Below are 26,950 nucleotides of genomic sequence, written 5' to 3' on the forward strand. Positions count from 1 at the left end.
CAGGTGAGCCCGGAGCAGCTCGCCGCCTTCCGCGTGCTGATCAGGACCCTGCGCGCCAAGGTCTCGCACTGCGCGCCGCTGTACGTCCTCGCGGTCACCCATCACAACGTATTGCCGATCGAGGACCGGCGGGTTCTGTCACTGGCCGACGCGATCGACGCACACGAGCAAGTGACGAGGAACGTTCGAAACACCTCGGCCAACGCCTCAGGGCTGCTGGAGGAGTGTCGGCGGTTGCGCACGTCCCTGCTGATGCACGCGCACATGCATAAGCGCGACGTGCTCGACATCGCTTCGACTCCGCTCGATCCTCGCCGGCTCGGGGCCGAACTCACAGTCGTGGCGGCCCCCACGCTGCAAGGTGGACGGTCGATGTCGGGCATGGCTCGCATCCGTCTTGACCTCGCCCAGGGCTCGATGGAACTGGCGGTGGACTACGCCCGCGGGCCCGATGGCGAGCCGGGGGTGCCCGTGCAGACGACCCGGAAGCTGACCTCGGCCTCGCGCATCAGCGCAGGCGAGCGACGGCTGTACGACGCGGCCAGCAAGGTGATCAGGCAGGCCATGGATCTGGCCGGCACCGGTGATCCGGAGCAGGCCGAGTGGCTGCCTCGGGCAGAGCGTTATCGGGAGCATGTAGCGCAGGTGTGGAGACTGGACGGCTGCGTGCCGCTGTCGGTTTCTGCTCGCCCGTTGCCGCAGCTCAGCGCCAGCGAGCGGCGGACGCGTTACAACCTGTTGCTTCTCCTGCGCGAGCGCGCAGGCCGGTATGAGATCCTGCTCAGCCGGCATACCCCCCTTAAGCCGTCGGAGGTGGGCGCGTGGGACACCTTGCTGATGCCGGCCTTCACCAATGCGCGGGCATTGCTGGAACATCTGCACGATGACGTGGTCCGGCAGGTAGCCGCGCGGTCCACCGACCTGGCCAAGGCGGCCAGCGGACGGGAATTCGTGGCGGCCGTGCGCGAGATCCTCGCCACCCAGGATGCCGGGGGCGGTCTGTGGGCCGATGAGTACCGGGAGTTGGGACAGCTAGAGTCGCGCAAGCTCTCCCCGACGACGGGACAGATCACGCGGAGCGAATACCATCTCGTCGTCCTGCTTCCGTTCGTGCAGGAGACGCGACCGACCAGCGATGAGCGTGAGCGGAACAACTACCGGACGGTGATGAACTGGCTCAACGAGCTGCCGAGCATCAAGTTGGCCGGGGAGCCGCTCACGGGGCATGGGAGCATTCCCATCGAGGCGCTCTACCGCGGTGGCTCCGGGCTCCGGTGGGAGCCGTCGGCTGATCTGGGTGATGACGCCAGCGACCTTCAGGTCCGGCGGAGCCGACCGATGTCGCCTGGCGGCGTCTGGTTTCCGCTGCCCCCCAGCGACGAGACCGGCGGCGCCTGGGCGAGGTGTCCGTTGATCGAGCATCGGAACCTGGACGTGCTGACCTGGGTGAAGGCCGAGATCGACAAGCGACGCGATATCCAGGGCCGTTATCCGCCACACCTGCTACTGGGAAGGTTCGCGGGTCAGGGCGCATTCCAGGCCGAGCCAGGTGGCCTGCTGCCATTCGAGGCCTCTGGCGGGGAGCGCGTCGAACCGCCGGCTCCGGCCCGTTCGACGGTCGAGGCGCTGGAGCGGGTCAGATATCTGGAAAGCTCGGATCTACAGGGTCAGCCGTACGCGGGAATGGAATTCCGCCGGGTCGCTCTGCAACGCCGGCCGCTGGATCGAGGGCCGGGGCGTGGCGCGCAGGACGTGATCATGGTGTTCGACATGACAGAGCTCGCCGGGACCCGCGACCTGGCAGGGGTTCCTGGCATTGCCTCAGGCCAGCGGCTCGGCATCCTGCGTCCCGTCCAACGTTTCGTGATGCGGGCCGGGCTCCAGCGTGCGAAGACGGTCATCGACTTCCACCAGGAACTAGCCGCCGACGTCGTAAGCAGGCATGATCCCTGGGGTTTCCTGCTTGCCCGGTACGGTCAATTCGGCGAGACGTTGGCGTTGACCCCTCCCATCCTCGAGCAGCTCTGGACCGAGGACACCCAGTTCGACCCGCCGCTGGTCCCTGATGGGCACGTGGAGTTCGTCCTGTGCGACGGCAACCACCGCGTGGTCCAGACGGTCTGGATCGACGGGGGAGTGCTGGCTGCCGTCGCCGTTGTGGGACGCCTGCCCCAGCCCTACTACGCATTGCCGTTCTCCGCCTACGAATGGGAGAACACCGCATCCCAGGTCGAGGACATCAGCCCGCCGGTCGCGGCGAAGTACGCCGCACGGAAACCGGACAGGGATGCTGACGAGCATGACCCCGACTGGTACCGCCGCTACTACCGAGACCTCAGCACCGGGTTCGGCAACGTCGGAAGCCAGGGTGGCCGCGCCTAACCGGCCGTGACGACAGCAACCCCCATCCGGGTCCCGAGCACCAGCCGGTCGGCATCGGGGGAGAACGCGAGCGAGAGCACCTCCGCGCCGACAGCCAGTTTCCAGTCCGGCCGCCAGATCTGCTCACTCTCGATCCATGACCAGGTCGAGATCTGCCGTCCGCTCGCCACCGCCAGGCGGGCACGGAGATCGAACTCGCCGGCTGCTCCGTCATGGGCGGTCAGCGCGGTTATCTCGCCGTTGACCGTAAGAAGATGATGCGCTCTTCCATCGCCCGGGTTCCACGCGCACACTCGGCCGTTCTGGTCCCCGAACACCGTGTGAATCTCGCCCCCGTACTGCACCATGGCGACCCCGCGCGTCCTGGTCGGAGTGGCAAGACAGAAGCTGCTCGATGCCGGGCCTCCGATCCCGGTGATCAACAACCGGCCATCGTCGTCGCTGGTCGCCACCCGCCAGCCGTCCGGCCCGCTCGCCAAGGCGATCGTCCGGATCCACCGCGGGTCGTCATCGGCCCGGTAGGGGCTGCCAACCGGTTGGAGGAGGCTCCCGTCCCACTCCCAGATGCGAATGACGCCATCGCCCCCACCCGAGGCAAGGACCCGATCCATGACAGCCAGGCAGCGAACCCAATCGTCGTGTCGCTCGGCGGGGGAGCAGAGCATCGTGCCGTCGGCGAGATTCCAGACTCGGAGGTCACCCGCCGTGCTTCCCGAGACCACGACGGCGTTGCTGCCCACTCCCAGGCATGCGACGGCGCGAACGGACCTGCCATGCGCGTGGGAGGCCTTCCAGAGTTGGATGCCGTTCGTCAGATCCCAGGCGCACAGCGTGCCGTCGTCGCTCGCAGAGACCGCGACCGGGCCTGCATCGCAGACGCCGGCGCTCACCGACCGCACCCAGTCGCTGTGTGCCGGGAGCACCGGCCGCCCGTCGTCGAGGTACCAGGCGCCGATGGCCGCCTCGTCGCTGCCTGAATACACGACCGTTCGACCGGCGCGCCTTCCGATCGCGAGTGACCGGACCGGACCGGCATGGCGCGCCAGCCGCGAGGACTCGACATCGTGGTCGGCCGAAGGATCGGCTGCCCAGCTGGACACCCAGCCGTCGGCGCCGGCGCTAAGGACGACGCCCGGCTGGTCGGCCGGTACGACGAGGGCGTGAACCCCATCCGCACCGGCCTTCCAGGGGGTGCCTTGCTGCCACGCCGACTCCGGCGAGGAGCCGGGACGGAACGGCCTGATCCAGCCGTCGTCGCCTGCGCCGAGAACGAGCGGGCCTTCGTCGTCGACCGCCACCGCCAGCGCACGGATGTCTCCGCAAGCACCGGTCGCGACCCGGGTGATCTCCTCTCCGGTGCGCGCGTCCCAGACATGGAGCTCGGGGTCACCGCCGGCGGACACGGCGACACGGCGGGACCCCTCTGCGCCGACAAGATCGAGGGTTGCGATGGCACGGACCCAATCGCGATGCCCCAGGTAGAGCGGATCGGGCGGTTCCGAATCCGAGGCCGTCGTCCTCCAGATGACGGTCGGCTCTCCACCGGACCGCCGCACGGCGCATCGGGCCCAGAGCACGTGGTCACCATCTCCGGCGAGCGCGGAGATCCAGCCGCCGAGCTGGTCTGCCAGCGGCGGCTGCGCCGGTTGCAGCCCGGCCCAGGTGGCGCGCGCGATCAGCACCTTGCCGTCGGCGCCACCGGTTGTCACTTGAGGATCGTCCGGGGCGCCGGAGACCAGCACGGTCCCGACCCAACCGGCGCCGTGCGCTCCAGGGCGTCCCAACGGCAGCCCGCTCCGGCCATCCCAGAGCACCACGGCGCCATCGCTGCCTGCCGACACCAGACGCTCCATGTCGGGGGGTCCGGCGATGACGCCCAGTGCCCGCACGGGCCCGCTGTGCCCGTGGAATGGCTCGCCGACCGGACCGGCCTCGGCGAGCTCCCAGATTCGGATGGCGCCCCGCGCGCCGGCCGAGGCGACCGTGACTCGGCCATCCAGCTCGGCAGCCGCGAGCGCGTTCACTCGGTCGGAATGGCCGCGGTAGGGCGCGCCGACCCGGGTTCCGGTGTTCACATCCCAGACCATGACGCGCCCGTCATCGCCGCCGGACAGCAGCAGTCTGCGCCCACCGAGCTGAACCTGAGCCAACGCGCGGATCCACCCGTCGTGACCGGTTAGCTGCAGGCCGCGTTCCGACGGCTTCGCCGGGTCCCAGATCCAGGCGATGCCGTCTTCACCGGCTGAGGCGATGACGGCATGCCGATCACCGTCGTCGTCCACGCGCTCGGTAGCGACGAGGGCCCGGACGATGCGGGAATGCCCGGAATAGCGCTCGACCAGGTGTGGACTCAGGTAACGCCAACAGTGAACGGAGCCGTCGACCGACGCCGACACCACGCGGGCATCCGTCCCGGCGCCGACAACCGCCAGCGCCGTGATCGCGCGGGAGTGCACCCTCTGGCGACCGCCTCGCTCCGACCAGCAGCTCTTGCTCCATTCCAGCCGGCGCACCGCGCCCTCCGCATCGCCGACGACTGCCACGAGCCGATCCGCCAACCACGCGGTGGCCAGCGCGCAGGGCGGTGATGACAGGGCAAAGTCCTCGCCGGGCTCACACTCACCCGTGACGCCATGACGGACCGAGAGCGCCTCGGACGTGGCGACGACCGTGAGCGGATGCTCGCCGCCTGCCTCCACCGTCAGGCAGTTGACGCGGACGTTGAATCGGGCAGCGGGGCTTTCGGTCTCGGTTGCCAATGACCAGAAGCACAGGTCGTCACCGCTGGCGCTGACCAGCGCAGCACGAGTAGCCGTGCTGACGGCGGCGAGCTGCCGGGTGTGATGTGGCCGGGTGGACAGCCGCCGATGCGGCGTCTCCTGCCGCCAAGCGGTCCACACCGTCGAGGGGGCGCCTGCGCCGGAGACGAGCGGCTGCAGGCTCTCGGCGAGCCGGTCCACGCGGCGGCAGCGGGCCGCGAACAGAAGCCGGGCGGCATCCTGCTGAGGATCGCCGCTGGCCGGGGGGAGCGCGTCCCGATAGGCGGCCAGCGCAGCCCGCAGCGGACCGTCCTCGATTCTCGCGCAGTGCGTCAGCACCTGAGCGGGATCGGCGACGAGCAGGAATCCACCATCGGTGAGCAGCTCGCCGAGTTGGTGGTCCTGCGCGCAGACCGCGTGCTCGATCAGATGCGTGCGGACGTAGCGGGAGACCCGCGCGTCTCTCCAGCCCCTACGGCGGGCAATGACGGCCGCAACGAGGCAGCGCGTGATCGCCGCCTCGTCAGCTGGCGCTGCACGGTCTTTGCGCAGGTAGCCCGTCAAGCTGTCGAAGCGGATCCGGTACACCGTGTCGGTCCCGATGAGGCGGGACTCGACATAGGAGGTGGGCCCCCTCAGGAGCTCGTGGATCTCGTCACGGCCGGGCTCACCAGAGCCTCCCAAGGCGGGAACCAGCTGTACCAGGTCCTCGTAGGGCAGTCCCTCACCGCGCGCATAGGCGAGCGGCAGGAGAAGGCCGACGACCCTTTGCTCGGCACCCGGCCCGAACCTGCGCGTCAACCCCTGGTAATGCGCTTCGCCGGCCTCGACGGGCAGCCTCTGCGGCCAGTCCAGTCGGGTGGTGGCGTCGATATCCTCCTGTGCGGCGGCTAGCGTCCTTGCGACACCGAAACAGTTGCCGGCGACCTCCGCGATGGTATCGGCCACGAAATCGTACTGGTTCCGGTCTTCGTTCCAGACGCGCCGGCCGTCGACTTCGACCCGGTTGAGCGCATCCTGCACAGCCTCGCGCAGCGCAGCGGGATCTGCGTACTCTTCGTCGAGGTCCACGATCGCGGCATCGCTCAACCCGTGGGTCAGGCTCTCTCGCAGCAGCTCGACAACGTTCGGTCGAGCGCCGAGCAGGAATCGGATTCCGGCGTCGCCGTTGATCAGCCGCGCTAACACGTCCTGGCAGAGATGCTCCGGATCGGCCGCCTCGTCCACGGCGTCTATGAGCACCGTCTTCGGCTCGGCGACGGGCAGCTCGAGCAGGAGATCGACCGCCCACCTCAGGCTGTGGTGTGAGCTATCGATCTCCGCGACGACCGTCTCCTCCAGACCGGCCGCGCGGGCGATATGTGCCAACAGGCGTCGCGTCGGACGGTTGGTTGCGACGATCGAGGCATCGAAGGCTCGAGGCGGGAGCCCGAGATCATGGGCGAAACCTACGGTGTGGCGCAACGGACTAGCTGCTACCGCCAGCGCCCCGAGCAGCGCCGTCTTGCCGGACTCGGGCTCACCCGTGACGATCCGCAGCTCCGCTGAAGGTCGGGCGAGCCAGCTCGTCAAGTCAGCCAGCGCCTTTCCGCGTCCTTTAGATCGGTCGAGGCCTCTGAACGTCGTGATGCCCGAGCTGAGTGGACCGCTGAGGTCGTCCTTCTGCTCGTCCTCTAGTTGCTGCGCGATGCCTCGCCGGTAGCTGTTATCCCAGGTACCCAAGAGCCTGAGCGCGCCGGGTCGTTCGACGCGGAACTCGATATCCTGGCGAAGGCGGCGGCCATCTTCTGCCTGCTGGTAAGACCGATTGATGGTGTCGGCCAACGTTTCCAGATCTGACAGCGGGGAGTCGTCCCTCGGCCTGCTCTCGAGCCAGTCGAACAAAGTGTTCGAGAACACCGTTCCGTCAGCATCAAGCTGGGCTGGCTGCCCCTCCGCTGCGGAGTACAAGCCCCAGCGGGTGAGTCCCGGTATGGCTCTGGTATGCGGCGACTGCAAGTCGTACAAATGATGGCGTACACCCAGCCGAGGAGCTAGCGATGCGCACGCATCGACGAAGAAGATCTGCTTGCGGGTTCGGGCGAAGGGTCTACGGTTCAAATAAGCTCTGAGGTTGTCAATATCCAGGTAGGTCGAGCGGCTCTCTGGGGCGGCAGCGGTCAAGAGGGTGCGATGCCCCTCCACCAGCGCGCCGTGACCGCACCAGTACATCACCAGCGTTCCATAGCCCGCTGCCCTTCCTAGCTCCGTCTCGATCACCGATGCTTCGGCCTCGACGCGGCAGGCGCCCCCGACATCTGGCTCCTCATCATTTAGGCACGACAGGGCCGCCACCACATTGCGCGGATGGATGCCGTGCTCGATGGCCCATCGAGCGAACCGGGCCGCGTTGCTGGCCGGGCCGTGCAGTGAGGGATACGCCGAACCGTAGGACTCGATACCGACCGACAGGACCAGGACGTCATCCAGCATCAGGCGAGAAATTCTACGAGTCGTCGCCAGAACAATGGGGCAGTCCAATACGAGCTGTGTGAAGCCGGAAAAGGCTGCCCGCTCGCTATCTCGAAGTCGATGGCGTCGTCAAAGATCGGCGCGGCGAGGTAGGACAGTATGTCGCGCTCGTCGTAGACGTTCAGCCAGGGCGGAAAGTCCTCCGGCAGAGCCGCCTCTGCTGCAAGCGCCGGCAGGGCGCCCAGCTCGTGAAGCATGGGTGCCTGCGATCCCACCGTGATGAGGGCCCGCACGCCGCCAACCGGCTTGCGGCACAGTAGATCAACGCACATTATTCCGCCCAGCGAATGTCCCAGAAGCACGACCGGCGGAGTCACGGCCCGGATCTGCCTGGCGAGGTAGCTCCGCATCTCGTCGCCTCGTGCGAGGAAGCGCAAGATATCACCGGCTAAGGGCGATGTTGTGTCCGTGAAGGCTCCGCGTTGGCTTTGCCACCACGATTCGGCAAGCCGCCAGCCCAGTTGCTTGGACTTGCCGGCCATCGCATCCCATACGCCCATCTCGACGCCGAGCTCCGTTGTGAGCCTGCTGGCCAGCTCGTCGCGGTCGGCAGGCTCGATCCACGTCCACGGACCTGAGCTTTGGACGATGAGGGCCCGTGCGACCACCGCGCGGGCGACGAGGCGACGCAGCTCGAACAGATCGTTCGCCTCGTTGTTGATGGCGTCGAAGAATTCCTGGCAGCTGATGATGTCAGTGAGCGCGGACTGGAATGCCTCAGTCAGGCCCAAGTCCGCGAGCCGGGCCGTCAGAGCAGGGGTGGCCTGAAAACCCGCGATCTGTTCATACAGTTGCTGTGGAGAATCGTCGTATCCCTCGTCGGCGTCCTGCTGGTCGGCGTGAGCGGCGAGTTCGAGCTCGAACCACGGGTAGGTGTAGAGCACCGCCCAGAGGCCGGCCAGCTTCTCCTGCTCGGTAGGCAGACGCCGGCCTCCGTGCGTGGCCTGGTACCGGGGAGTCGTCCGGCTGCCAGCCCCACTCGGAGCGCCGTACCTATCGCCCCAGGGCACGCCCCGTACCTCGGGGAGTCCGTGCGCGGCCGCCTGGGCGGTGACCGTCGCCAACGTAGCGCGGTATCGCTCGCCACGTACGCCGGTGCCGTGAACGAACAGCATCGTGCCGGACATGCGTCCCCCAGTAATTACGCTTTCTCGATAATTAGGCACGAACACTAGTTGACCCCGAACTTCGCCACCAGGCTCGACCAAGACGGTGTTCAACGCGGGTAATTCAATTTGACCATGCGGGTAGCGGCGTCACGCAGCGTGATCAATAGGACAGGAAGTTCACTCTTGTCAGCATGAAGCGCTTCAAGGCAGCGGCGGGCATCGTCGGGATGCAACCGTAGCTTGCGCTGTGCCATGAACATCAGGAATTCCGCACTGGCGGCGCCCTCGTCCTCATGCCAGGCGGCAAATATCGAACGCAGGATTTCGGCCATCTCGCGGCTCGTGGCGTCGTTGCGCTCGTAATCCAGCTCGAAATCGCGAGCGGCCCGCAGCAGCGCAGCCTGGATCACCGCATCGTTGTACCGGGCGAAATTCCCTGGCGCGAGGACCGTCCAATTGTGTTCGCGAAAGAGCGTGGCGTGCTTCGATAACCGACGTTGCCTGAGGCAGTGAAGGATCGCGGTGATCGTCAGGAACACTTCTGCTTGGGTGCTTCCGGTGTAGGAAAACTTCCAGAACGCGAAGTTGGGCTGCAGGATCAACGGCGCATCTGTGCCATTGGCTCGGAATCGCGGCAAGACAGGTCGTCTTGCAGACCGCCGGAGCCAACTGCCGTGTTGAGCCGGGCGACACGATTCTCGATGGCCGTCTCGGCTGGCAGCGCTTCATCGCGGTCCTAGATCGAGCACTCGATGATCCTTGTCCAGAACCTGATCTCGGCGTCCCAAGTGGTCTCCTCGGCGTCGCGGTCGTCCGGCAACTCGATCGTGTCGATAACTGTGAGGTTATGTTCGCCAGGGCGGGATCGTCCGTATCTGAGATTGCTCTTCGTGTCCCTCCACCTCTGCTCGTCGGACATGCGCGCTACGAGCACGAAGTACATGATCGAGCCGTCTTCATGAGCGCGCCGCAGCACACGGCTGACTAAGAGCAGACTGCGCCCAGTCACCACAACGCTGGCTACCACGAGAACGACTCCCATGCCCAAGACGTGGCTGCCGGGGTTCTTGACCAGATCAGCGGCGCTGATGAGTGGCACCGCATCCTCGCTGCGGCCACAGCCGACGAGATGCGCCTTTATGCGGCTGGCGAGTGCGACCGAGTCCGGGTCCTCGAGGTGCACGATCGCCGATGTGGAGGCGGGCACGTCGCGCGCTATGCATCGGTCGAGGTGGGCGACGATGCTGTTCTGGGTCCTGTCCGCCTGTGTTATGAGCGCCGCGAGATCGAGGTAGAGCGTGCGTGGCGTGCCGCCGGTCGCGACGTGGCAGCGGACCGCTTCCTGACCGTGCAAGCTCTCCGCCAGCCTGCTCAGCAGGACGGAGCATCGGTGGCGAGGAGCATCTTCGGTATCACGGTCGGACCTGCCGGAAGAAATTTATCACCTGTGATGACTACAGTCATCTGATTCTGCTGGGCAGAGGCGACAGTCCTGCGGATCCCAGTCCTCGAAGATCTCGACCGTACCGGAGGGGTTGTCGTCACGTTTGGTCAAATCGCACAGGATGTTGGTGGTGTCGCCCAGTGATGGCCCGACGTAGAACAAGATGACCTGATGGGCACGCGGGACCAGTCGCTCCTGCTCGATCTCGTCGACCATCTTGGAGGACGTAGCCGCCGAGATGAGGCACAGGCAACCTTCCCGCGGCTCGAAATCGCACCCGCCCCGGATGCCCTCGTAGCTGCCGAAGCTGTCGACCGTGGGCCGGTCGAGGCTCGGTACTAGCGCGCTCCAGATCTCCAGAAGCGCGTAGGCGACGGAATTGATCGCGGAGGTATCGGTGTAGATGCAGGAGATCTCGTCCAACGAGAGGTGGGGCAGGATCGAGGCGGCGATGAAGGAGATCTGCGCCCCGTAGCGCAGGGTTTCGGCGGCCCGAAGGAAGTGGCCGGTGTGACGACCGCTGGGTCGGACGAAGTGATAGCTCGTCTTCGGGTTCAGGATCGCTGTTGGGTGGTCCCGGTAGATCTGGTGCAGTCCTGCCCGGAAGAGGGCCGTTCGGCTGGACATCGAGAGGGGGTCTGCTCGCCCCGGCGCCCAGGACCACCACGTCACCCTCCAAGGTGAGCTGGGCTGCCTCCAACACCGGTGTACGGATGTAACGGGTGACCGTGGGGATCCGGTCCTGTAGATACGGGTCGGCGGCGGCGGCGGCGGCCAGAGCCGCGTCATCCGGGATCGCTGCGAGCAGCAGGATACGGTCGGGTGGCAATGACCGGTCCAGATGCGCGCTCAAGGCGGCTGCCGCTTGCAATGGATCGACCGTCGGACGCGAGGAGTACACGACCGTGGTCGTTTTCCTCGCCTGGCCCGGCATATCCTCGTGCATGTCGAACACGAAGAAGGCAGTCCCGGTCGACACAGCTTGTCCGAGGTCATTCGGTCCGCGCCCCTTGCCGAAGCCTGATCGGGATCAGGGTGGTGAACAGGGTGCCCGCGACGCTCGGAGCAAGGGTGGGCGAACGGCTGCCGCTGCCCCAATCGCCGAGCCACGGTTCTGTTTCGTCGACATCTGGTTGGTAGGGATCTCTCACAAAATCGCGTTCCAGGGCGAGCCGGCCGCTGCGCACTCGCAGGTAACCGCGCAAAGCGCTGGTCGTGCGTTGGACTAGATCTAGACCGGCTCCGTGGTGAGTGTCCGTGGAAGTCCCCATGTTCCTTCGTAAGCAATCGACCAGAGCCGCGTACTCCTGCTCGGTGTCGGGTTCGGGGCCGGTTTGTCGGTGACGAAGCTGTCTTGCCGCCACCCCCGGGCCCGGTGTCTAGCACGGAAATCTCGATGAAGCGGCGAAAGTCTATGATCTTGCAAGGGGCCGCGGATCCCCCGCGTGGACGTCGTGCGAGAGATATCGATGCAGACCAGGATCTCCCGCGGCTCGCCTGAGCATTGTCTCGAGGCCTTCGGCAACCCAGCGCGAATGGACGAGCCGGACCGAGGGCAGCAGCCGCCGATTCTCAGCGTCGGTGCGTGCCCACTGGTCGGTATTCACGAACAGCTCGCGCAGGATCATTCCGACGGCAGCCAGCCTTCTGGGCGCTGTCAGGGCGCTCCGCGGTCGAATTGCCGAGGTGGCCGAGTGACAGCAGGTGCCCTGCTAGCTCGATGAAGCCGGTGATGTTGCGGACCGTCGGAGTGCCGCCCCCGGTCCGGTAGAGAGCGGGCGGAGCCGTCCGCAGCGTATGGTCAGCGGCGAGGAACAACGCACGTCAGGCCGGCCCGAGTCGCCCCTCCGATCCGCGCTTTCGTCGAGTTGTTGGAGCGCCACCCGCCGAAGCGGACGATCAATAGGGCGCAGCGACCGGTCGATCGCCCGGCCAGCCATGAGGGCGGCGACCAGGCCATGGCCCTCCCCGACCAGGGTGCGCATGCCATGTTCGTCGTCAGGGCTGGTCACATATGTGCGCAGCACCGGGTCGGTGGATTGGCGCGCCCATGTGCATATGTACTGCATCGCGGCGCCAAGAGCGCCTGTTCGGCCGCTCGGAGATGATGCGGGATTTGAAGAGTGCTGGAGCCGTTCATCGGTGATTGCTCGAGCCGTGCAAGATCGGCCTCGATAGTCCGGATCGTAGGCCCTGATTTCAGGGTGAGGTTTGAGGCTATAGGCAAGGCTTCATCCGATCTGAGAGACGCCGCGGAAGCCTCTCGCCGATCGAAGATGACGGGACGGCGAACGCTAGCCAGCAGCACCCGGTTACACCGGGGGCGAGCGGCCGCCCTCTCACATCCCGCGCAGCTGAGCCGGAAGATGCCGGATAACCGTGCTCACTCGAACACGGCCGGTTTACCACAGTCACGGCGAGGTGGTGCTTCGCCGGACGCCCTCGGCGCCGCGATGTGACTCCTACTCCATACAATCCTCGCAGGACTGTCGTCCTGCGCGCTGTCGAGGCCGGCCGGTATTCATCGGCGCTCTGACGGCCCACCCCGCGCGGCGGTCAGCAGCTGCGAGAACTCCTGCAGCGAACAGACCTCGACCGGCAGGCTGCGCAGCGCGCTGATGCCATGCACGGCCACGGCCAATGCCTGCACGGTGGTCAGGCAGGGCACCCCGTGGGCGACCGCGGCCGTCCGGATCGCCCTGCCGTCGAGCCGGCTGCCGGTCCGGGACATGGTGTTGATCACCAGGTCGATCTCGCCGCGAGCGAACTGCTCGGCGACAGCGGGGTCCAGGCCCGGCCCGGCGTCCGGCCTGACCGGCACGGCCGTCGTCACGGCCACGCCGGCGCGGCGCAGTGCCGCCGCCGTGCCCCTGGTGGCCAGGATGTCGAAGCCGAGTTCGGCCAGCATGCGGATCGGGTGGACGATCGCGGGCTTGTCCCGGTCCGCCACCGACACCAGGACCCGGCCCTTGGTCGGCAGGGCCAGCTGCGCCGCGGCCTGGGACTTGGCGAACGCGGTGCCGAAGCCGGTGTCGATGGCCATCACCTCGCCGGTCGAGCGCATCTCCGGTCCCAGGTCGATGTCCAGGCCGCTGCCGTCCAGGGCGCTGAACCGCGCCCAGGGCAGCACCGCCTCCTTGACCGCGATGGGACCGCCGGGTGGCAGCGTCCCGCCGTCGCCCTGGGCCGGCAACATGCCCTCCTTGCGCAGGTCATCGATCGAGGCGCCCACCGCGATCCGGGCGGCTGCCTTGGCCAGTGGCGCTGCCGTGGCCTTGGACACGAAGGGCACCGTCCGCGAGGCGCGCGGATTGGCCTCCAGGACGTAGAAGACCTCGCCGGCGAGGGCGAACTGGATGTTGATCAGACCTCGCACCCCCACCGCGGCCGCGATCGCCGCCGTGGAGGCCCGCAGGCAGTCGATGTGGCCGGAGGTCAGGGTGAGCGGCGGCAACACGCAGGCGGAGTCACCGGAATGGATGCCGGCCTCCTCGATGTGCTCCATGACCCCGCCGAGGTACAGCTCGCTGCCGTCGTAGAGGGCGTCCACGTCGACCTCGATGGCGTCGGAGAGGAACCGGTCGACCAGCGCCGGGTGCTCGACCGACATCTCGGCAGCCCGGGCGATGTAGTCGAGCAACCCGGCCTCGTCGTTGACCACCTCCATGCCCCGGCCGCCCAGCACGTACGAGGGACGCACCAGCACCGGGTAGCCGATCTCGCGCGCCACCGTCCGCACCTGGTCGTAGGTGGTCGCGGTGCCGTGCTCGGGCGACGGCAGCCCCACCTGGTGGAGCAGCCGGCCGAAGGAGCCGCGGTCCTCGGCCAGGTGGATCGCCTCGGGCTGGGTTCCGAGCACCGGCACCCCCGCATCCTTGAGGCGCTGTGCCAGCCCCAGCGGCGTCTGGCCACCGAGCTGGACGATGACACCGGCCACCGGACCGGCCGCGCGCTCGGCCTCGACGACCTCCAGCACGTGTTCCAGGGTGAGCGGCTCGAAGTAGAGCCGATCAGCGGTGTCGTAGTCGGTGGATACCGTCTCGGGATTGCAATTGACCATGACGGTGTCGTAGCCGCCGGCCCGTAGCGCCTGAGCCGCATGCACGCAGGAGTAGTCGAATTCGATTCCCTGGCCGATCCGGTTCGGTCCTGACCCCAGGATCAGCACCGCCGGCCGCGGTCGTGGCGTGACCTCGGTCTCCTCGGCGTACGTCGAGTAGTGGTAGGGGGTCTTGGCCGCGAACTCGGCCGCGCAGGTGTCGACCGTCTTGAACACCGGGCGCACTCCGGCGGCCTGCCGGAGCTGGCGGACCTCCGCCTCGGCAAGGCCCCGCAGCTGCGCCAGCTGGGCGTCGGAGAAGCCATGGCGCTTGGCCTCGAACAGCAGCCCGGGGGTCAGCCGCTCGGCCGCGGCGATCGCCTGGGCCGTCTGGTGGATGAGCAGCAGCTGGTCCAGGAACCAGGGATCGATCTTGGTCGCCTGGAACAGCTCATCGATGCTGGCGCCGGCCCGGATGGCCCGCATCACGGTGGTGATGCGGCTCTCGGTGGGCACCGCGGCCTGCTCGAGCAGCGCCGCCTTGTCGCCGGGCTCACCGGCCCAGCTGAACTCCGAGCCCTTCTTCTCCAGGGAGTTCAACGCCTTCTGCAGCGCTTCGGTGAAGCAGCCGCCGATGGCCATCGCCTCGCCCACCGATTTCATCGTGGTGGTCAGCCGCGGATCGGCTCCGGGGAACTTCTCGAAGGAGAACCGCGGCGCCTTGACCACCACGTAGTCCAGCGCGGGTTCGAACGAGGCGGGCGTCTCGCCGGTGATGTCGTTGGGGATCTCGTCCAGGGTGTAGCCGACGGCCAGCTTCGCCGCGATCTTGGCGATCGGGAAGCCGGTGGCCTTGGACGCCAGCGCCGACGAGCGCGACACCCGCGGGTTCATCTCGATGACGAGCATCCGGCCGTTGACCGGGTTCACCGCGAACTGGATGTTGCATCCGCCGGTGTCCACGCCCACCGCCCGGATCACCGCGCTCGCCAGGTCGCGCATCAGCTGATGCTCGACGTCGGTGAGGGTCATCGCCGGCGCCACGGTGATGGACTCGCCGGTGTGCACGCCCATCGGGTCGAAGTTCTCGATCGAGCACACCACCACCACGTTGTCGTGCTTGTCCCGCATGAGCTCGAGCTCGTACTCCTTCCAGCCGAGCACCGACTCGTCCAACAGCACCTCGCCGGTGGGCGAGAGCCGCAGGCCGGCGCTGGCCATCCGCCGCAGCTCGGTCTCGTCGTGCGCGACTCCGGATCCGGCGCCGCCCATCGTGAAGGACGGGCGCACCACCAGCGGGTAGCCGCCGAGATCCTCGACGGCGCCCAGGCACGCGGCCAGGCTGTCGCAGATCACCGAGCGGGCCGATTCGCCACCCACCTCGGCGACGATCTGCTTGAACCGCTCGCGGTCCTCACCGGCCCGGATGGCATCGATCGTCGCGCCGATGAGCTCGACCCCGTACCGGTCCAGGACGCCGGATTCGGCCAGCGCCACCGCGGTGTTCAGCGCGACCTGGCCGCCGAGGGTCGGCAGCAGCGCGGCCGGGCGCTCCTTGGCGATGATCTTCTCCACGATCTCCGGGGTGATCGGCTCGACGTAGGTGGCATCGGCCAGGTGCGGGTCGGTCATGATGGTCGCCGGGTTGGAGTTGACCAGGATGACTCGCACGCCCTCCTGGCGCAGCACCCGGCACGCCTGGGTGCCGGAGTAGTCGAACTCGGCCGCCTGCCCGATCACGATCGGGCCGGAGCCGATCACCAGGACGGAGTCCAGGTCTGTCCGCCTAGGCACGTTGTTCCTCCAGCATGCTCACGAAGCGGTCGAACAGGTGGCGGGCGTCATGCGGCCCGGCCGAGGCCTCAGGGTGGTACTGGACGCTGAACGCCGGGCGGTCGAGCAGGCTCAGGCCCTCGACCACGTTGTCGTTCAGGCACACGTGCGTCACCTCGACCCGGCCGAACTGCGTGGCGATCGGGCCGTCCAGCGGCATGTCCAGGGCGAAACCGTGATTGTGAGCGGTGATCTCGACCTTGCCGGTCCTGCGGTCCTGCACCGGCTGGTTGATCCCGCGGTGCCCGTACTTCAGCTTGTAGGTGGAGAAACCCAGCGCACGGCCGAGCAGCTCGTGGCCGAGGCAGATTCCGAACACCGGCGTACGGCGCGCCAGCGCCGTCTGGATCAGCGAGAGATCCGCCGTCTCCGGATCACCCGGGCCGTTGGAGAGGAAGACCGCGTCCGGATCGATCGCGTACACCGCGTCCGGCCCGGCATCTGCCGGCAGCACGTGCGTTTCGATGCCGCGTTCGGCCAACCGCCGCAACGTCATCGTCTTGATCCCCAGGTCGACCGCGGCGACGGTGAACCGCTTCGGTCCGGCAGCCGGGACGACGTAGGCCGCGGAGGTGGAGACATCGCCTGCGAGGTCCGCTCCTGTCATCGGCGCGGTCGCCCGCACCCTGGCCTGCAGGGTGGACCCGGCGGATTCGTCAGTGGCCAGGTCGCCGGAGAAGATGCCCACCCGCATCGCGCCCCGGTCGCGCAGGTGCCGGGTCAGCGCCCGGGTGTCGACGCCGCTGATCCCGACCACTCCCTGCGCGCGGAGCGCGCTGTCGAGGTCGTACCGGGCCCGCCAGCTGGAGGCAAGCCGGGCCGGCTCGCGCACCACGTAGCCCGACACCCAGATCCGGTCGGACTCCACATCCTCGTGGTTCATGCCGGTGTTGCCGATGTGCGGCGCGGTCATGACCACGACCTGACGGTGGTAGGAAGGGTCGGTGAGGGTCTCCTGATAGCCGGTCATGCCGGTGCAGAAGACGGCTTCACCGAACGTCTCGCCGATCGCGCCCAGCGAGAAGCCGCGGAAGCTCCGGCCGTCCTCCAGGACGAGCAGGGCGGGAGCGCGGTCGGACGTGGTCGCAGCGGTCATCGGCCGGCCCCTGACCGCACCGGGCCGGCAGCTGCTGCCACCGGAGCAGTGATCTCCTCGCAGTCCAACCGGAAGTGCGCCGCCGTCCGGATCACCGCCTTCTCGACCTCGCCGCTGGAGTTGCCGCGGAACCGGAACCGGGCTCCGACGTGCTCGTAGCCGCCTATCCGGGGAATCACTCCGCCGACCGCCGGAATGACCGTGGCGTACGGTCCCTCGCCGGGCGCCGGCGGCTCGGGCAGCTCCCAGGACATCACCCGGCAGGGCGCCGGTACCGGCGTCGGAACCAGCAGCCAGCCGGCGGTCTGCCACTGCGTCGGTACCGGGAGGTCGGGACGGCGGCCGAGCTGGACGTCCACCGCGGCTCGCATCAGGTCGATGCCGTGCACCTCGCGCCAGACGAACGGGATCTCCGCGCCCCCGACCCGGTATCCCGCTTCCAGGAAGGTGAAGCCGGGCCGCCCGTCCGCTGTCGTGCCGGCGAAGGCCTCCAGATGGAACACCCAGGGCTCGCTGCTCAAAGCTCCAGCAACTGCCACGAGGAAATCGCCCAGCGCTGCGAGCAGGGCGCCGTCGTCGATCTCGACCGAGCCGAGCGCCTCGCCGTGGGTGAAGTCCACGCAGGTGTTCAGGTAGCGCGATGCCCGCCAGGGCCCCAGCCCGGCCCCGGTCCACAACCCGTCGATGTGCAGGATGTCGCCGGGGCAGAACGCCTCGACCAATCGCGGCTCGGGCGCCAGGGCGCGCAGCGCGGCCAGGTCGGCCGCCGACTCCAGGACCAGCACGCCGCGGCTGGCGGTTCCCTTACGGGGCTTGACCACCACCGGCCAGCCATGCCGGTCCGCGAAGTCCCGGACGGCGGCCTCGTCCGGAGCGTCGGCGAAGGCCGGTACCGGCACACCCCGGCCGGCCACCGTGCCCACCATGACGAGCTTGTCGCGGAACCGGGCCAGGTCCTCGACCTTCTGGCCGGCACATCCGAGGCTCTCCCGGATGATCGCCGCGGCGTCCAGGTCGCCTTCGTTCAGCGCGATCACCCGGGCCGGCGGCCCGTGCTCGGCCGCGAGCGCGGTGACGGCCTGCCACACCTCGGCAACATCGTCGGTGGCCGGGACCACCCGGACCGCCGTCGCGCCGGAAGGGACCGAGGCCAGCCCCAGGTCGGTCGTCACATAGCTGACCCGATGCGTGGTGTGGTCGAGGTATTCCTCATAGAGGGCATGGTTGTCGCGCCAGCGGTGGAGAACGACGATGTGCGCCGTCATGTCTCCTCCGCCCTGGGCAGATCGGAGATCAGCCGCACCGCGTAGGCCGCGGAGATCACCGCGGCGCGGGCAGATCCGAGCGCCTGCCTGGCCGAGTCGAGATCTCCGCACGGCAGCTGATTCACGACCTCGGCGGCGCAGTCGATCAGGTCGAGCGCGGCCCGGGTCAGCGGCTCGTCGAGGTCGAACTGCTCGGCGACCAGTCGGCGAGCCGTATCCAGTTGTGCCAGGGACTCCACCGGGGTGGCAGCGGTCATCGTCATGACCGGCGCCGTCGAGTGCGAACCATCAGTTTTTCCTCACAGTGCGGTGTTCGGGGCTCGGGACCAGGGCGTGGGGGAGTGCTGCCGGGGAATGGCGCGGCTGGCTGAGGCCAGAGGTCAGTGGGTTTCGAAGTGGATCTTGTCGTTGGTCCGGTCGCACTTGGCCACCGCATCAGCGGCATCGCGCCCGGACGCGATCACGTACCCGGACACGCAGTCGGCGACGGTCAGCAGCGGTGGCACCACCTCACCCACGCTCTTCTGGATGACCGCGGCGACCTCGATGTCCATCAGCTCATCCAGGTACGGCAGGAAGACCCGGGGCACCTCGCCCTGGGGCAGCCGCCTGATCACGTCGGCGGCGTCCTCCTCGACGTCGATGGCCGAGATCGTGCCCGGCTCTGGCGTGAAGAACCGGACCGCCGCGCCCCCGATCGGCTCGGGCGACTCAGCGGGCAGCTCCTCGATGCCCAGCGGCACGGTGAGGAACATCCGGTTGAGGTTGAATCCGAAGGCTCGCCGCACCAACTCGGGCGCGCCGCTGCCGGCCAGCCGGGCATGCGATTCGAGCACCCGCGGGCCGTTCTTGGTCAACACGAACTCGCTGTGCGACGGCCCCTCGGTCAGTCCCACCGCATCGAGCAGCTTCGGGGTGAGCGCGCGGAGCTCGTCCAGGTACGGCACGGCGACCCGGCTGGGTGTGCTGACCTCCCACTCGACGTACCGGTCGTTCATCCGGTACTCGGAGTATCCGATCGGCAGATGACGGCCCGCGTGGGAGAACGAATCCACGCTGACGACCGGCCCGTCCAGGTACTCCTCGGCGATGATGGGGCTGATCCCCGCTTCCTGCAGGGCGTGCCACGCCCGGTCGGCGTCGCCGTCGGACTCCACCGGATGGATGTGCAGGCTCGCCACCCCGTCGGCCGGCTTGACGATGATGCGGTCGCCTACCTCGGCGAAGAAGTCCCTGATGTCGGCGACGCTCTGCACGGCGCGGTAGCGCACCGGGCTCAGGTCGTGCTGGGCGAGCAGCTCCCGGGTCAACACCTTGTCCTTCAGCGCCCGGGCCGTCGCTTCGGAGACACCGGGCAGGCCCAGGACGTCCACGACATATCCGGTGGACTCACCGGCCGGCTCGGTGGTGGTGAGCACCCGGTCGAAGGGCCGCTCCTGGTGCAGCGGCTTGAGCACCTCGAGGATCGCCGGGCCGTCGGTGATCGGCGCGTGCAGGATGCGTTCGCACTCCTGGATGACCCAGTCGTCATAGGCGCCCTCCTCGTGGACGAGGACGACATCGATGCCGAGTGCCTTGGCGCCCCAGATGGGGGCGGGCCGGCCCCCGATGACTGCTACCCGGTACCTGCGTGACATGGCTTGCTCCTAACGATGATGGCGTGCGAGGGGTCGTTCAGGCGGCGTAGCAGCGACGTAGCCACCGCGCGGAGCCGTCGGATCGCGGCGTGAAGGCCCGCCTGCGATGCAGCACCCGGTAGTTGTCGAAGATCATGAACTCGCCGGGCTGCAGGATCAGCTCGTCGGACGGCACGTCCAGCAGGGCGTCGTGCCAGCGCTGGAGCGCGTCCTTGGCCGCCGGCGTGTGACCGATGGTGGTGCCGCAGTCGTAGCGGACCCGGTAACGCCCGCAGGAATCGACATCCAGGATCGGGGTGTCCTTCAACGGAAGCGTCGTGTCCTGGTCATTGGAGTCCGGGGCGCCGACCTCGAACTCCGGAGCCATCAACCGTTCCCGGGTCGTCTCGTCCAGGTGCAGCACCACATCCTCGATCGCGGTGAGCTCGGTGGGCACCTGCTCGTGATTGCGCACGGCGTAGAAGGTCAGGTACTGCGGCGCGTACAGACGGGGGTCCGAACCCGGCGACCCGAACGGCTGATGGGGATTGTCGGAGTGCCAGAAGAACTCCGAGTCCGCGCCCCAGGAGCTGGTCTTTCCCGACGCTGCCGGGTTCGGCACGACATTGCGGATGAGCCGGCCGTCGTTCTCGTAGTTCACCGCGAACGGGCTGCATCCGAGCAGCCGGATGAGTCCGAGGTGGACGGCGTTGGTCACCGCGAGTTCGGGCTCGTTCCCGAACCCGGTCACCGGGGTGGCCGGGAACTCCTGGGTCGGCAGGTTGGCCAGCGTGAGGGCATGGCTGCCGGTGGCGGTGAACACCTCTATCGCACGCAGGATCTCTCCCCGCAGGTGGCGTCGCAGCGCGTGCGAGCCGATATTGGCCAGGATGACGTTGTCCACGTCCGAATCCAGCCGGGTCACCGAGACCCGGGCTTCGATCTCCTTGGTCAGCAGATCTCGTACGGCGTCGTCGATGTGATGCTTGATGAGCCGGCAGAAAGTGATCACGTGTACCTCTGGGGGGTGAGTTCCGACCTGTGACAGCGCTGAGCACCGGATTGGGTCTCGGTCCGGCGCTGCCGTCGAACCGATCCCGCGACGAACGTCAATGCCGCGCGGGGGTGATCCAGTAGGTGTCAGCTCGTTCGTTCCACTCGCGCTTCAACGGATCACGCACGAGTCGACTGAGTGCGCCGATGGGGGTGACGATCAGGTAGTACAGAAGGAAAAGCAGCAGGGTGCGCATCTATCCGCCCTTGGTCTGTGGTGTGGGGGAGGTGGCCGGTCCGGTCAGTCGAGCGGGATCTCCTCGCGCCAGTCCGACTCTTCCGACCAGGCCGGCTGGGCCTCCTTCTCCAGGAGGAAGTTGCCCAGGGCGAGGAGGTCGATGTTCGTGCGCATGAAGCAGGTGTAGGCGTCATGCGGCGTGTTCACGATGGGTTCGCCCCGTACGTTGAACGAGGTGTTGACCAGCACCGGGCATCCGGTTCGGGCCTTGAATGCGGTCAGCAGCCGGTGGTAGGCGGGGTTGGCCGCCTCGGTGACGGTCTGGACCCGGGCCGAGTAATCGACATGGGTGACCGCGGGAATGGTGGAGCGCCGTAGCCGCAACAACTCCAGGCCGGTGGCATTGGTCTGGCCGACCTCCAGTTGCTGAGCCGCCGCTACCTCGGCCACCACGAGCATGTACGGGCTTTCCTGCCGGAGGTCGAAGTAGTCCTTGGCATCGGAGGCCAGCACGGCCGGCGCGAAGGGACGGAACGACTCCCGGAACTTGATCTTCAGATTCATCGTCGACTGGGTCTCGGCGTCGCGTGGATCGCCGAGGATGGAGCGCGCTCCGAGAGCCCGCGGACCGAATTCCATCCGGCCCTGGAACCAGCCGACGATCTTGCCGTCCGCCAGTGCCTCGGCGACGCTGTCTGCCAACGCGGCGCTGTCCAGCCGCCGGTGCGGGATGGCGTGCGCGTGCAGGAACTCGGCGATCGTGTCGTCATCGAATTCCGGCCCGAGCAACGACCCGGACATCGCGTCCTGTCCGGTCCCGAGGTGCGAGCGCTGCGCGCCGTGCTCCAGGGCGACCGCCTGGGCCGCGCCGAGCGCGCCGCCGGCATCGCCGGCAGCCGGCTGGATCCACACCTCGTCGAAGATGCCCGCGTCGATCACCTTTCCGTTGGCCACGCAGTTGAGCGCGACACCGCCGGCCAGGCACAGCTTGGACTCGCCGGTGCGCTCGCGCGCGGTCCGCGCCAGCTTCAGCACCACCTCCTCGGTGACCTTCTGCACCGAGGCGGCCAGATCGAACTCCCGCTGGGTGAGCGGGCCTTCGGGGACCCGCCGCGGCCCGTCGAACAGCTTCTCGAACGCGGCGCCGGTCATCACCTGGCCGCGCAGGTACTCGAAGTACCGCAGGTCCAGCCGGAAGGAACCGTCCGGCTTGATGTCGATCAGCCGATCGCGGATCACCTGCGCGTACCGGGGTGTGCCGTACGGCGCCAGGCCCATGACCTTGTACTCGCCGGAGTCCACCTTGAAGCCACAGAAGTAGGTGAACGCCGAGTACAGCAGGCCGAGGGAGTGCGGGAACCTCACTTCGGCCACCGGCCGCAGCTCGTTGCCCCTGCCGTGCCACATGGTGGTGGTCGCCCATTCCCCGACGCCGTCGATGCACAGGACGGCCGCGGACTCATACGGGCTGGGTATGAACGCCGACATGGCGTGGGACTCGTGGTGGCGCCGTGCGATGACGTCCGGGACCCGGCCGAGATTCAGCGATTGCAGTTCCTGCCGCACGCGATTGACGGTCCGCAGCTTCCCGTTGGGCGCCACCCAGCTGGGAAAGGTTTCCCGGAAGGACTCGAAGCCGGTGGGCGCGGCGCCCAGGAGGGTTGCCAGCACCCTGCGGAACTTCAGCTGCGGATCCTCGTAGTAGGCGACCGCGGAGACGTCGGCCAGGCTCACCCCCTGCTGGTCCAGGCAGTACCGCACGGCCTGGGCCGGGAACGAGGCATCGTGGCGCCGGCGGCTGAACCGCTCCTCCTGCGCTGCCGCGACCGGTATGCCATCAGCGACCAGAGCGCTCGCGCTGTCGTGATAGAAAGCTGAGATGCCGAGTACGAGATCAGACACCGGCGTGCTCCTCCGCAGTTGACGTGGCCACGGATGTCCGTGGCGTTGCAGGCCTTTCCGGGACGGCCTCGATTGATGGTGTGGCGGCCAGAAGCCGCGTCGAGATCAGCTCCGCCATCGATTGACGAGCTCGGTGCGCCGAGCGGCCATCCGGGCGCCCAGACCGCTCGGGGGATTGAGCGATCGGTATCCGGCTCGCACCCGGTTCCAGGCCTCGGCCCGGCCGGTGGGCCCCGGTGAGTCCGGCAAGGCCGTGAGGAAGGTGTCCACCGCGTCCGCCGCCCAGGCCGAGTGGCCCGTCGCGACGTTGTCGATGGTGTTGTGGATGTCGACGAACCGGGTGTTGAAGCCGTAGGTCTTCAACGCGATCCTGGCGCGGCGGTAGGTGCCGCCGACACCCGAGAGCTCCATCGCCAGGTTGAGCCCGAGGATCTCCGGCAGGAAGGTGCGAGGAAAGCGGCCTACCGCCAGCCAGTACACCGGGAGCTCGAAGGAGCGGTCCCTGATCTCCGGGCGCTGCGAGAACTCCACCGACGCGGTCGGGGGAAGCTCGATGCCCATCTCGGCGAGCACCTGGCGATAGATCAGCGGGTGATTGAGCTTCGGCTCGCCATTGCCGAGCTCGTCCCAGTACGTCTCGAACAGCGGGTGACCGATGTCTGAGGATGCCAGCTCGTAGTCGGTGAAACCCTGCAGCCAGCTGCCATCGATCAGGGTCAGCGGCGCGGTCTGCAGCGTGTCGTCGATGACCGCCTCCCGGGAGGGCAGCGGCTCCTCGGCGGTGTGCTCGAACTCCGCGCCGTGCAGATCGTGCTGTGCCTGCAACCACGGCCGGAGCCCTTCGGCCGTCCAGCCCGTCGGCAGCGGCCCGGTTCCGGCAGCCATCCCGTAGCGGCACCGCGCCAGCCAGCTGGTGATGTAGTCGTGACACCAGGCCCGCAGCGCGGGGGTGTCGGTGCGGTTCATCAGCAGGTGGTAGGCCTCCCGCACGTCGGCTGGAGCGCGGCCCCCCGAGGGCGGTCCTGCCCGCAACGCCCTGGCCACCCTGGCGCTACCGTCGTCGGCGCCACCGTTGTCGTCGCCACCGTTGTCGTCCGAGATCGCTGCGCCGGCGACCGGCTGCATCTGGCCGGCTGGGCCAGGTGCGGCGAGTGAGTCGATCCAGCGCCGGATCGTCGTCAGATCCTCCGGCGAGAACACCCGGAACATCGGGCCACGCTCGCTGATCAGGCCTCTGACCAGCGAACTCGCCTGAGAATTGCCCGGCTTCACCAGCCGGCTGCGGGCCAGGACGTCCAACAGCGGCGCAGGATCGGTGCGGCAGTCGTTCAGCCAGGCAGCCAGCGACCGGCCCTCCAGCTCGTAGTGGTGATGGTAGACCGAGCCTTCGCGAGCGCGATGGCGCATCAGCTCGGCCATGGCGTGGCCGGGTTCCAGCGACGCCTGCACGTCCCGATGAAGGGCGTCTGCCCAGGACCGCAGCAGCGACAGCGCCCAACAGAAGCCCGTCCTGACCGCGGCTGCGGCGTCCGGGCCATCCTTGGCCAGCAGGTCATCGATCGCGTCGCGGCACCGCTGTGCCGATACCGGGACGTCGACCTCCCGGCCGGCAGCCGGGTCGATGGCAACCCAGTCCACGGCTTTGGGCATCGCGCGCCGGACAGCCGTCAGGGGTGGCAGCAGGCCCACCGACCGGAGGCAGAAGTCAGCGCCGAGGATCTGAGCCCGGAAGTCCTCGGGCCGGCGGCTCATCAGCAACAGCAGGCCCGGCAGGCGAAAGGACACCTCGGCGATGCGATGATCGCGGGTCAGCCGCGCCATCGGCGTCGCGTTGTCCGACACCCGCAGCCGCCGCAGCAACTCCAGGTAGGCATCGCCCCGGGACGCCCCGGAATGGCCCACCCCGACATCGGCCGCGTACAGGGACAGTATCTTCAGCGCCACCGGGTCATCGGCGTTGCCGGGGGAGCTCAGCCACTGCAGCCAGGCTCCGGACGCCACGCTCAACGGCGCGCACCCGAGGGCGATGCCGCGCTGCAGGATGGCCCGGTCGCCGTCCTCGACCGCCCGGTCCGCCAGCTCCCGGAACCGGTCACCGATGGCCTGCGACCAGGCACGCGCGTCGGCCACCAGGTCGTCCAGGGACTCCTGGGACTCCTGCCGGCCGCGCGCGTGGTGGCGCAGCTCGTCCTCGATCGCGGCTACCAGCTCGTTGCCGGGAACGCACGCCTCGGGGTCGGCCGCGTAGGCGTACACCGTCCGGTGAGCTGAACCGCCGCCGTCGGACCGCATATCCTGCGGAGCGGACGCAGCGATCACGCCGGCTGATGCTCGGCCTAGCATGAGTTTCTCCTCGTGTGTGCTTGAAGCTCGAATGGAACGGTGGAATGCAGCGGCGCGCTCAGTACATCGGGTAGATGGAGGCGTCGTTCTTGCGCTTGTCCAGCTTCTTGCGCCGGAACAACTTGTCCGAGATAAATCGAAGAAATGACATGACCGTTCCAATCTGGAGAGGGAACTGACTACAGAAGGACAGGGATCAGGAAAGCTTCAGCGTGTCGGCGAGAATCCCGGCCACGATGTCCGAGCCCTTGTCCGTGTAATGGGTGCGATCTACGAACAGCCACTCATCGGGGACGGTCGCGGCGGCGACGACGGGATTGAGGTCGTAATACGGAATGCTTCGCTTCTCGCAGCCGACCCGCACTTTCTCGGAGAAGGCCTGCGAAACCTCCGGGGTGGAGACATCACCGTACAGCGCCTCCCACGTCCCCAGCGTCGAGATGCGGTCGATCTCGTCGAACAGCAGTTGCTCCTGGGGTGCCCGGGCATCCCGCATCCACAGCGACATCGGCTGCAGGACGTAGGAGACGCGGGTGCCCGGACCGGCCAGCAGCTGCCAGGTGTCCAGGTGCCGGAGGGTCAGGTCGGCGGCCGACTCGATGACCGTGGGAATGTCTCGGCGGGCATCGTCGTGGGTGGCGATGGTCGGCCGGGTCGTCGACCGCCAGCCCCTGCCCTTGGCCTTGCGATGGGCGGCCCGCAGCTCCTCCATCTTCTCGAAGTACTCGCCACAGAAGAAGAACGCCCCGTGATCGCCCTGCTGCCACTCGGGCCACCGGCAGACGGTGAGATCGTTCATGCCCGAGAAGATCACGATCTCGTCGATCTCCGGCAGCAGGTGGCGGTACAGCATGAACAGCAGCAGCTCCTGGGTCGAGTTGTAGCACCGGCCGCCGAAGTTCAGCCACGGGGTCGACGGCGCATGCCGGCTCCAGAGCAGCGATGCCAACGTGGTCGCATCGCTGGTGGCGCCGATGCCCATGACGGTCGAGCTGCCCGAGATCACCCGCACCGGCCCCGGGGGAATGTGCCCGGCCGCGGAGGCGGTGACGCCGTCCGGGCCGTGCGAGATGCGGAATCCGGCTCGGTCGGTATTGATGACCGGTGAACGGTAGTTCGCTCGATGAAAATTCATCAGGTAAGGCAGGTACCGCATCTCGGCGGGGTCATTGAACTTGGCGTACTCCTGATGCTGCGGAGTCAATACATCTCGATGAAGCTTCACCGTACGTGCTCCTAAAGTGCCGCGGGTTGGTATTCACCATTGCGATGGAGGATGTGTGGTCGTGCCCACAGGAAGGCATGGCTCAAGGACGGCGGAATCAATCGTGGGAAGGGCAGGAGCGGCCATTCGCATCGCGTGATCGAAGGCGGCAGCGCCGATATCGTGCGTTACTCAGTGGGGGACTAAGAGCAATTT

General features: G+C 67.8%; 16 protein-coding genes. 1 reads left to right on the forward strand and 15 read right to left on the reverse strand.

Annotated features, from left to right (window positions below):
- A partial coding sequence (locus VF612_RS15685; protein ID WP_408660786.1) for a hypothetical protein occupies positions 1-2,382 on the forward strand: 2,382 nt, incomplete at its 5' end.
- Here the strand turns inward: VF612_RS15685 and VF612_RS15690 are convergent.
- The 15 genes from VF612_RS15690 to VF612_RS15760 form a co-directional block, all read right to left on the reverse strand.
- Positions 2,379-7,613, reverse strand: coding sequence for a hypothetical protein (locus VF612_RS15690; RefSeq protein ID WP_408660787.1), 5,235 nt, complete (start codon positions 7,611-7,613; stop codon positions 2,379-2,381). The genes VF612_RS15685 and VF612_RS15690 overlap by 4 nt on opposite strands.
- The gene (locus VF612_RS15695) at positions 7,613-8,779 is read right to left on the reverse strand and encodes a hypothetical protein (RefSeq protein ID WP_408660788.1); all 1,167 of its coding nucleotides are present in this window, start codon (positions 8,777-8,779) and stop codon (positions 7,613-7,615) included. Before VF612_RS15695 ends, VF612_RS15690 begins: the two co-directional genes overlap by 1 nt.
- A gap of 89 nt (positions 8,780-8,868) precedes the next feature.
- Positions 8,869-9,363: a hypothetical protein gene (locus tag VF612_RS15700; RefSeq protein WP_408660789.1), complete on the reverse strand. Its 495-nt coding sequence runs from the start codon at positions 9,361-9,363 to the stop codon at positions 8,869-8,871.
- Between the two features lie 134 nt (positions 9,364-9,497).
- Positions 9,498-10,115 carry a hypothetical protein gene (locus VF612_RS15705; protein ID WP_408660790.1) on the reverse strand — a complete coding sequence of 206 codons (618 nt, stop codon included), beginning with the start codon at positions 10,113-10,115 and terminating at the stop codon, positions 9,498-9,500.
- Between the two features lie 87 nt (positions 10,116-10,202).
- Positions 10,203-10,832 (reverse strand): hypothetical protein, encoded by a 630-nt coding sequence (locus VF612_RS15710; RefSeq protein WP_408660791.1) that lies wholly within the window; start codon positions 10,830-10,832, stop codon positions 10,203-10,205.
- Between the two features lie 1,894 nt (positions 10,833-12,726).
- Positions 12,727-16,038, reverse strand: a complete 3,312-nt coding sequence (gene carB / locus VF612_RS15715) for a carbamoyl-phosphate synthase large subunit (RefSeq protein ID WP_408660792.1) — start codon at positions 16,036-16,038, stop codon at positions 12,727-12,729.
- Positions 16,031-17,173, reverse strand: coding sequence for a glutamine-hydrolyzing carbamoyl-phosphate synthase small subunit (gene carA, locus VF612_RS15720; RefSeq protein WP_408660793.1), 1,143 nt, complete (start codon positions 17,171-17,173; stop codon positions 16,031-16,033). Before carA ends, carB begins: the two co-directional genes overlap by 8 nt.
- A complete protein-coding gene (locus VF612_RS15725; RefSeq protein WP_408660794.1) occupies positions 17,170-18,438 on the reverse strand; it encodes an ATP-grasp domain-containing protein in 1,269 nt (422 codons plus the stop codon). Before VF612_RS15725 ends, carA begins: the two co-directional genes overlap by 4 nt.
- Positions 18,435-18,701 carry a hypothetical protein gene (locus VF612_RS15730; RefSeq protein WP_408660795.1) on the reverse strand — a complete coding sequence of 89 codons (267 nt, stop codon included), beginning with the start codon at positions 18,699-18,701 and terminating at the stop codon, positions 18,435-18,437. Before VF612_RS15730 ends, VF612_RS15725 begins: the two co-directional genes overlap by 4 nt.
- A gap of 117 nt (positions 18,702-18,818) precedes the next feature.
- The gene (locus tag VF612_RS15735) at positions 18,819-20,075 is read right to left on the reverse strand and encodes an ATP-grasp domain-containing protein (protein WP_408660796.1); all 1,257 of its coding nucleotides are present in this window, start codon (positions 20,073-20,075) and stop codon (positions 18,819-18,821) included.
- A gap of 37 nt (positions 20,076-20,112) precedes the next feature.
- Positions 20,113-21,066, reverse strand: a complete 954-nt coding sequence (locus tag VF612_RS15740; protein WP_408660797.1) for a TauD/TfdA family dioxygenase — start codon at positions 21,064-21,066, stop codon at positions 20,113-20,115.
- A gap of 97 nt (positions 21,067-21,163) precedes the next feature.
- The gene (locus tag VF612_RS15745) at positions 21,164-21,304 is read right to left on the reverse strand and encodes a hypothetical protein (protein ID WP_408660798.1); all 141 of its coding nucleotides are present in this window, start codon (positions 21,302-21,304) and stop codon (positions 21,164-21,166) included.
- 44 nt (positions 21,305-21,348) lie between these two features.
- The gene (locus VF612_RS15750; RefSeq protein ID WP_408660799.1) at positions 21,349-23,187 is read right to left on the reverse strand and encodes a carbamoyltransferase family protein; all 1,839 of its coding nucleotides are present in this window, start codon (positions 23,185-23,187) and stop codon (positions 21,349-21,351) included.
- A gap of 105 nt (positions 23,188-23,292) precedes the next feature.
- Positions 23,293-25,506 carry an iron-containing redox enzyme family protein gene (locus VF612_RS15755; RefSeq protein ID WP_408660800.1) on the reverse strand — a complete coding sequence of 738 codons (2,214 nt, stop codon included), beginning with the start codon at positions 25,504-25,506 and terminating at the stop codon, positions 23,293-23,295.
- 220 nt (positions 25,507-25,726) lie between these two features.
- Entirely contained in the window at positions 25,727-26,755 is a 1,029-nt protein-coding gene (locus VF612_RS15760) for an Inducer of phenazine A (protein WP_408660801.1), read from the reverse strand.
- Positions 26,756-26,950: the final 195 nt, after the last annotated feature.

The sequence above is a fragment of the Jatrophihabitans sp. genome, from assembly GCF_036388195.1.
GTDB lineage: Bacteria > Actinomycetota > Actinomycetes > Mycobacteriales > Jatrophihabitantaceae > Jatrophihabitans_A.

Coding starts and splice junctions, on each gene's coding strand:
- VF612_RS15710 (WP_408660791.1), bottom strand. CDS start 10,832: ATGTCCAGCCGAACGGCCCTCTTCCGGGCAGGACTGCACCAGATCTAC.
- VF612_RS15725 (WP_408660794.1), bottom strand. CDS start 18,438: ATGACGGCGCACATCGTCGTTCTCCACCGCTGGCGCGACAACCATGCC.
- VF612_RS15745 (WP_408660798.1), bottom strand. CDS start 21,304: ATGCGCACCCTGCTGCTTTTCCTTCTGTACTACCTGATCGTCACCCCC.
- VF612_RS15730 (WP_408660795.1), bottom strand. CDS start 18,701: ATGACGATGACCGCTGCCACCCCGGTGGAGTCCCTGGCACAACTGGAT.
- VF612_RS15695 (WP_408660788.1), bottom strand. CDS start 8,779: ATGTCCGGCACGATGCTGTTCGTTCACGGCACCGGCGTACGTGGCGAG.
- carA (WP_408660793.1), bottom strand. CDS start 17,173: ATGACCGCTGCGACCACGTCCGACCGCGCTCCCGCCCTGCTCGTCCTG.
- VF612_RS15735 (WP_408660796.1), bottom strand. CDS start 20,075: ATGTCACGCAGGTACCGGGTAGCAGTCATCGGGGGCCGGCCCGCCCCC.
- VF612_RS15690 (WP_408660787.1), bottom strand. CDS start 7,613: ATGCTGGATGACGTCCTGGTCCTGTCGGTCGGTATCGAGTCCTACGGT.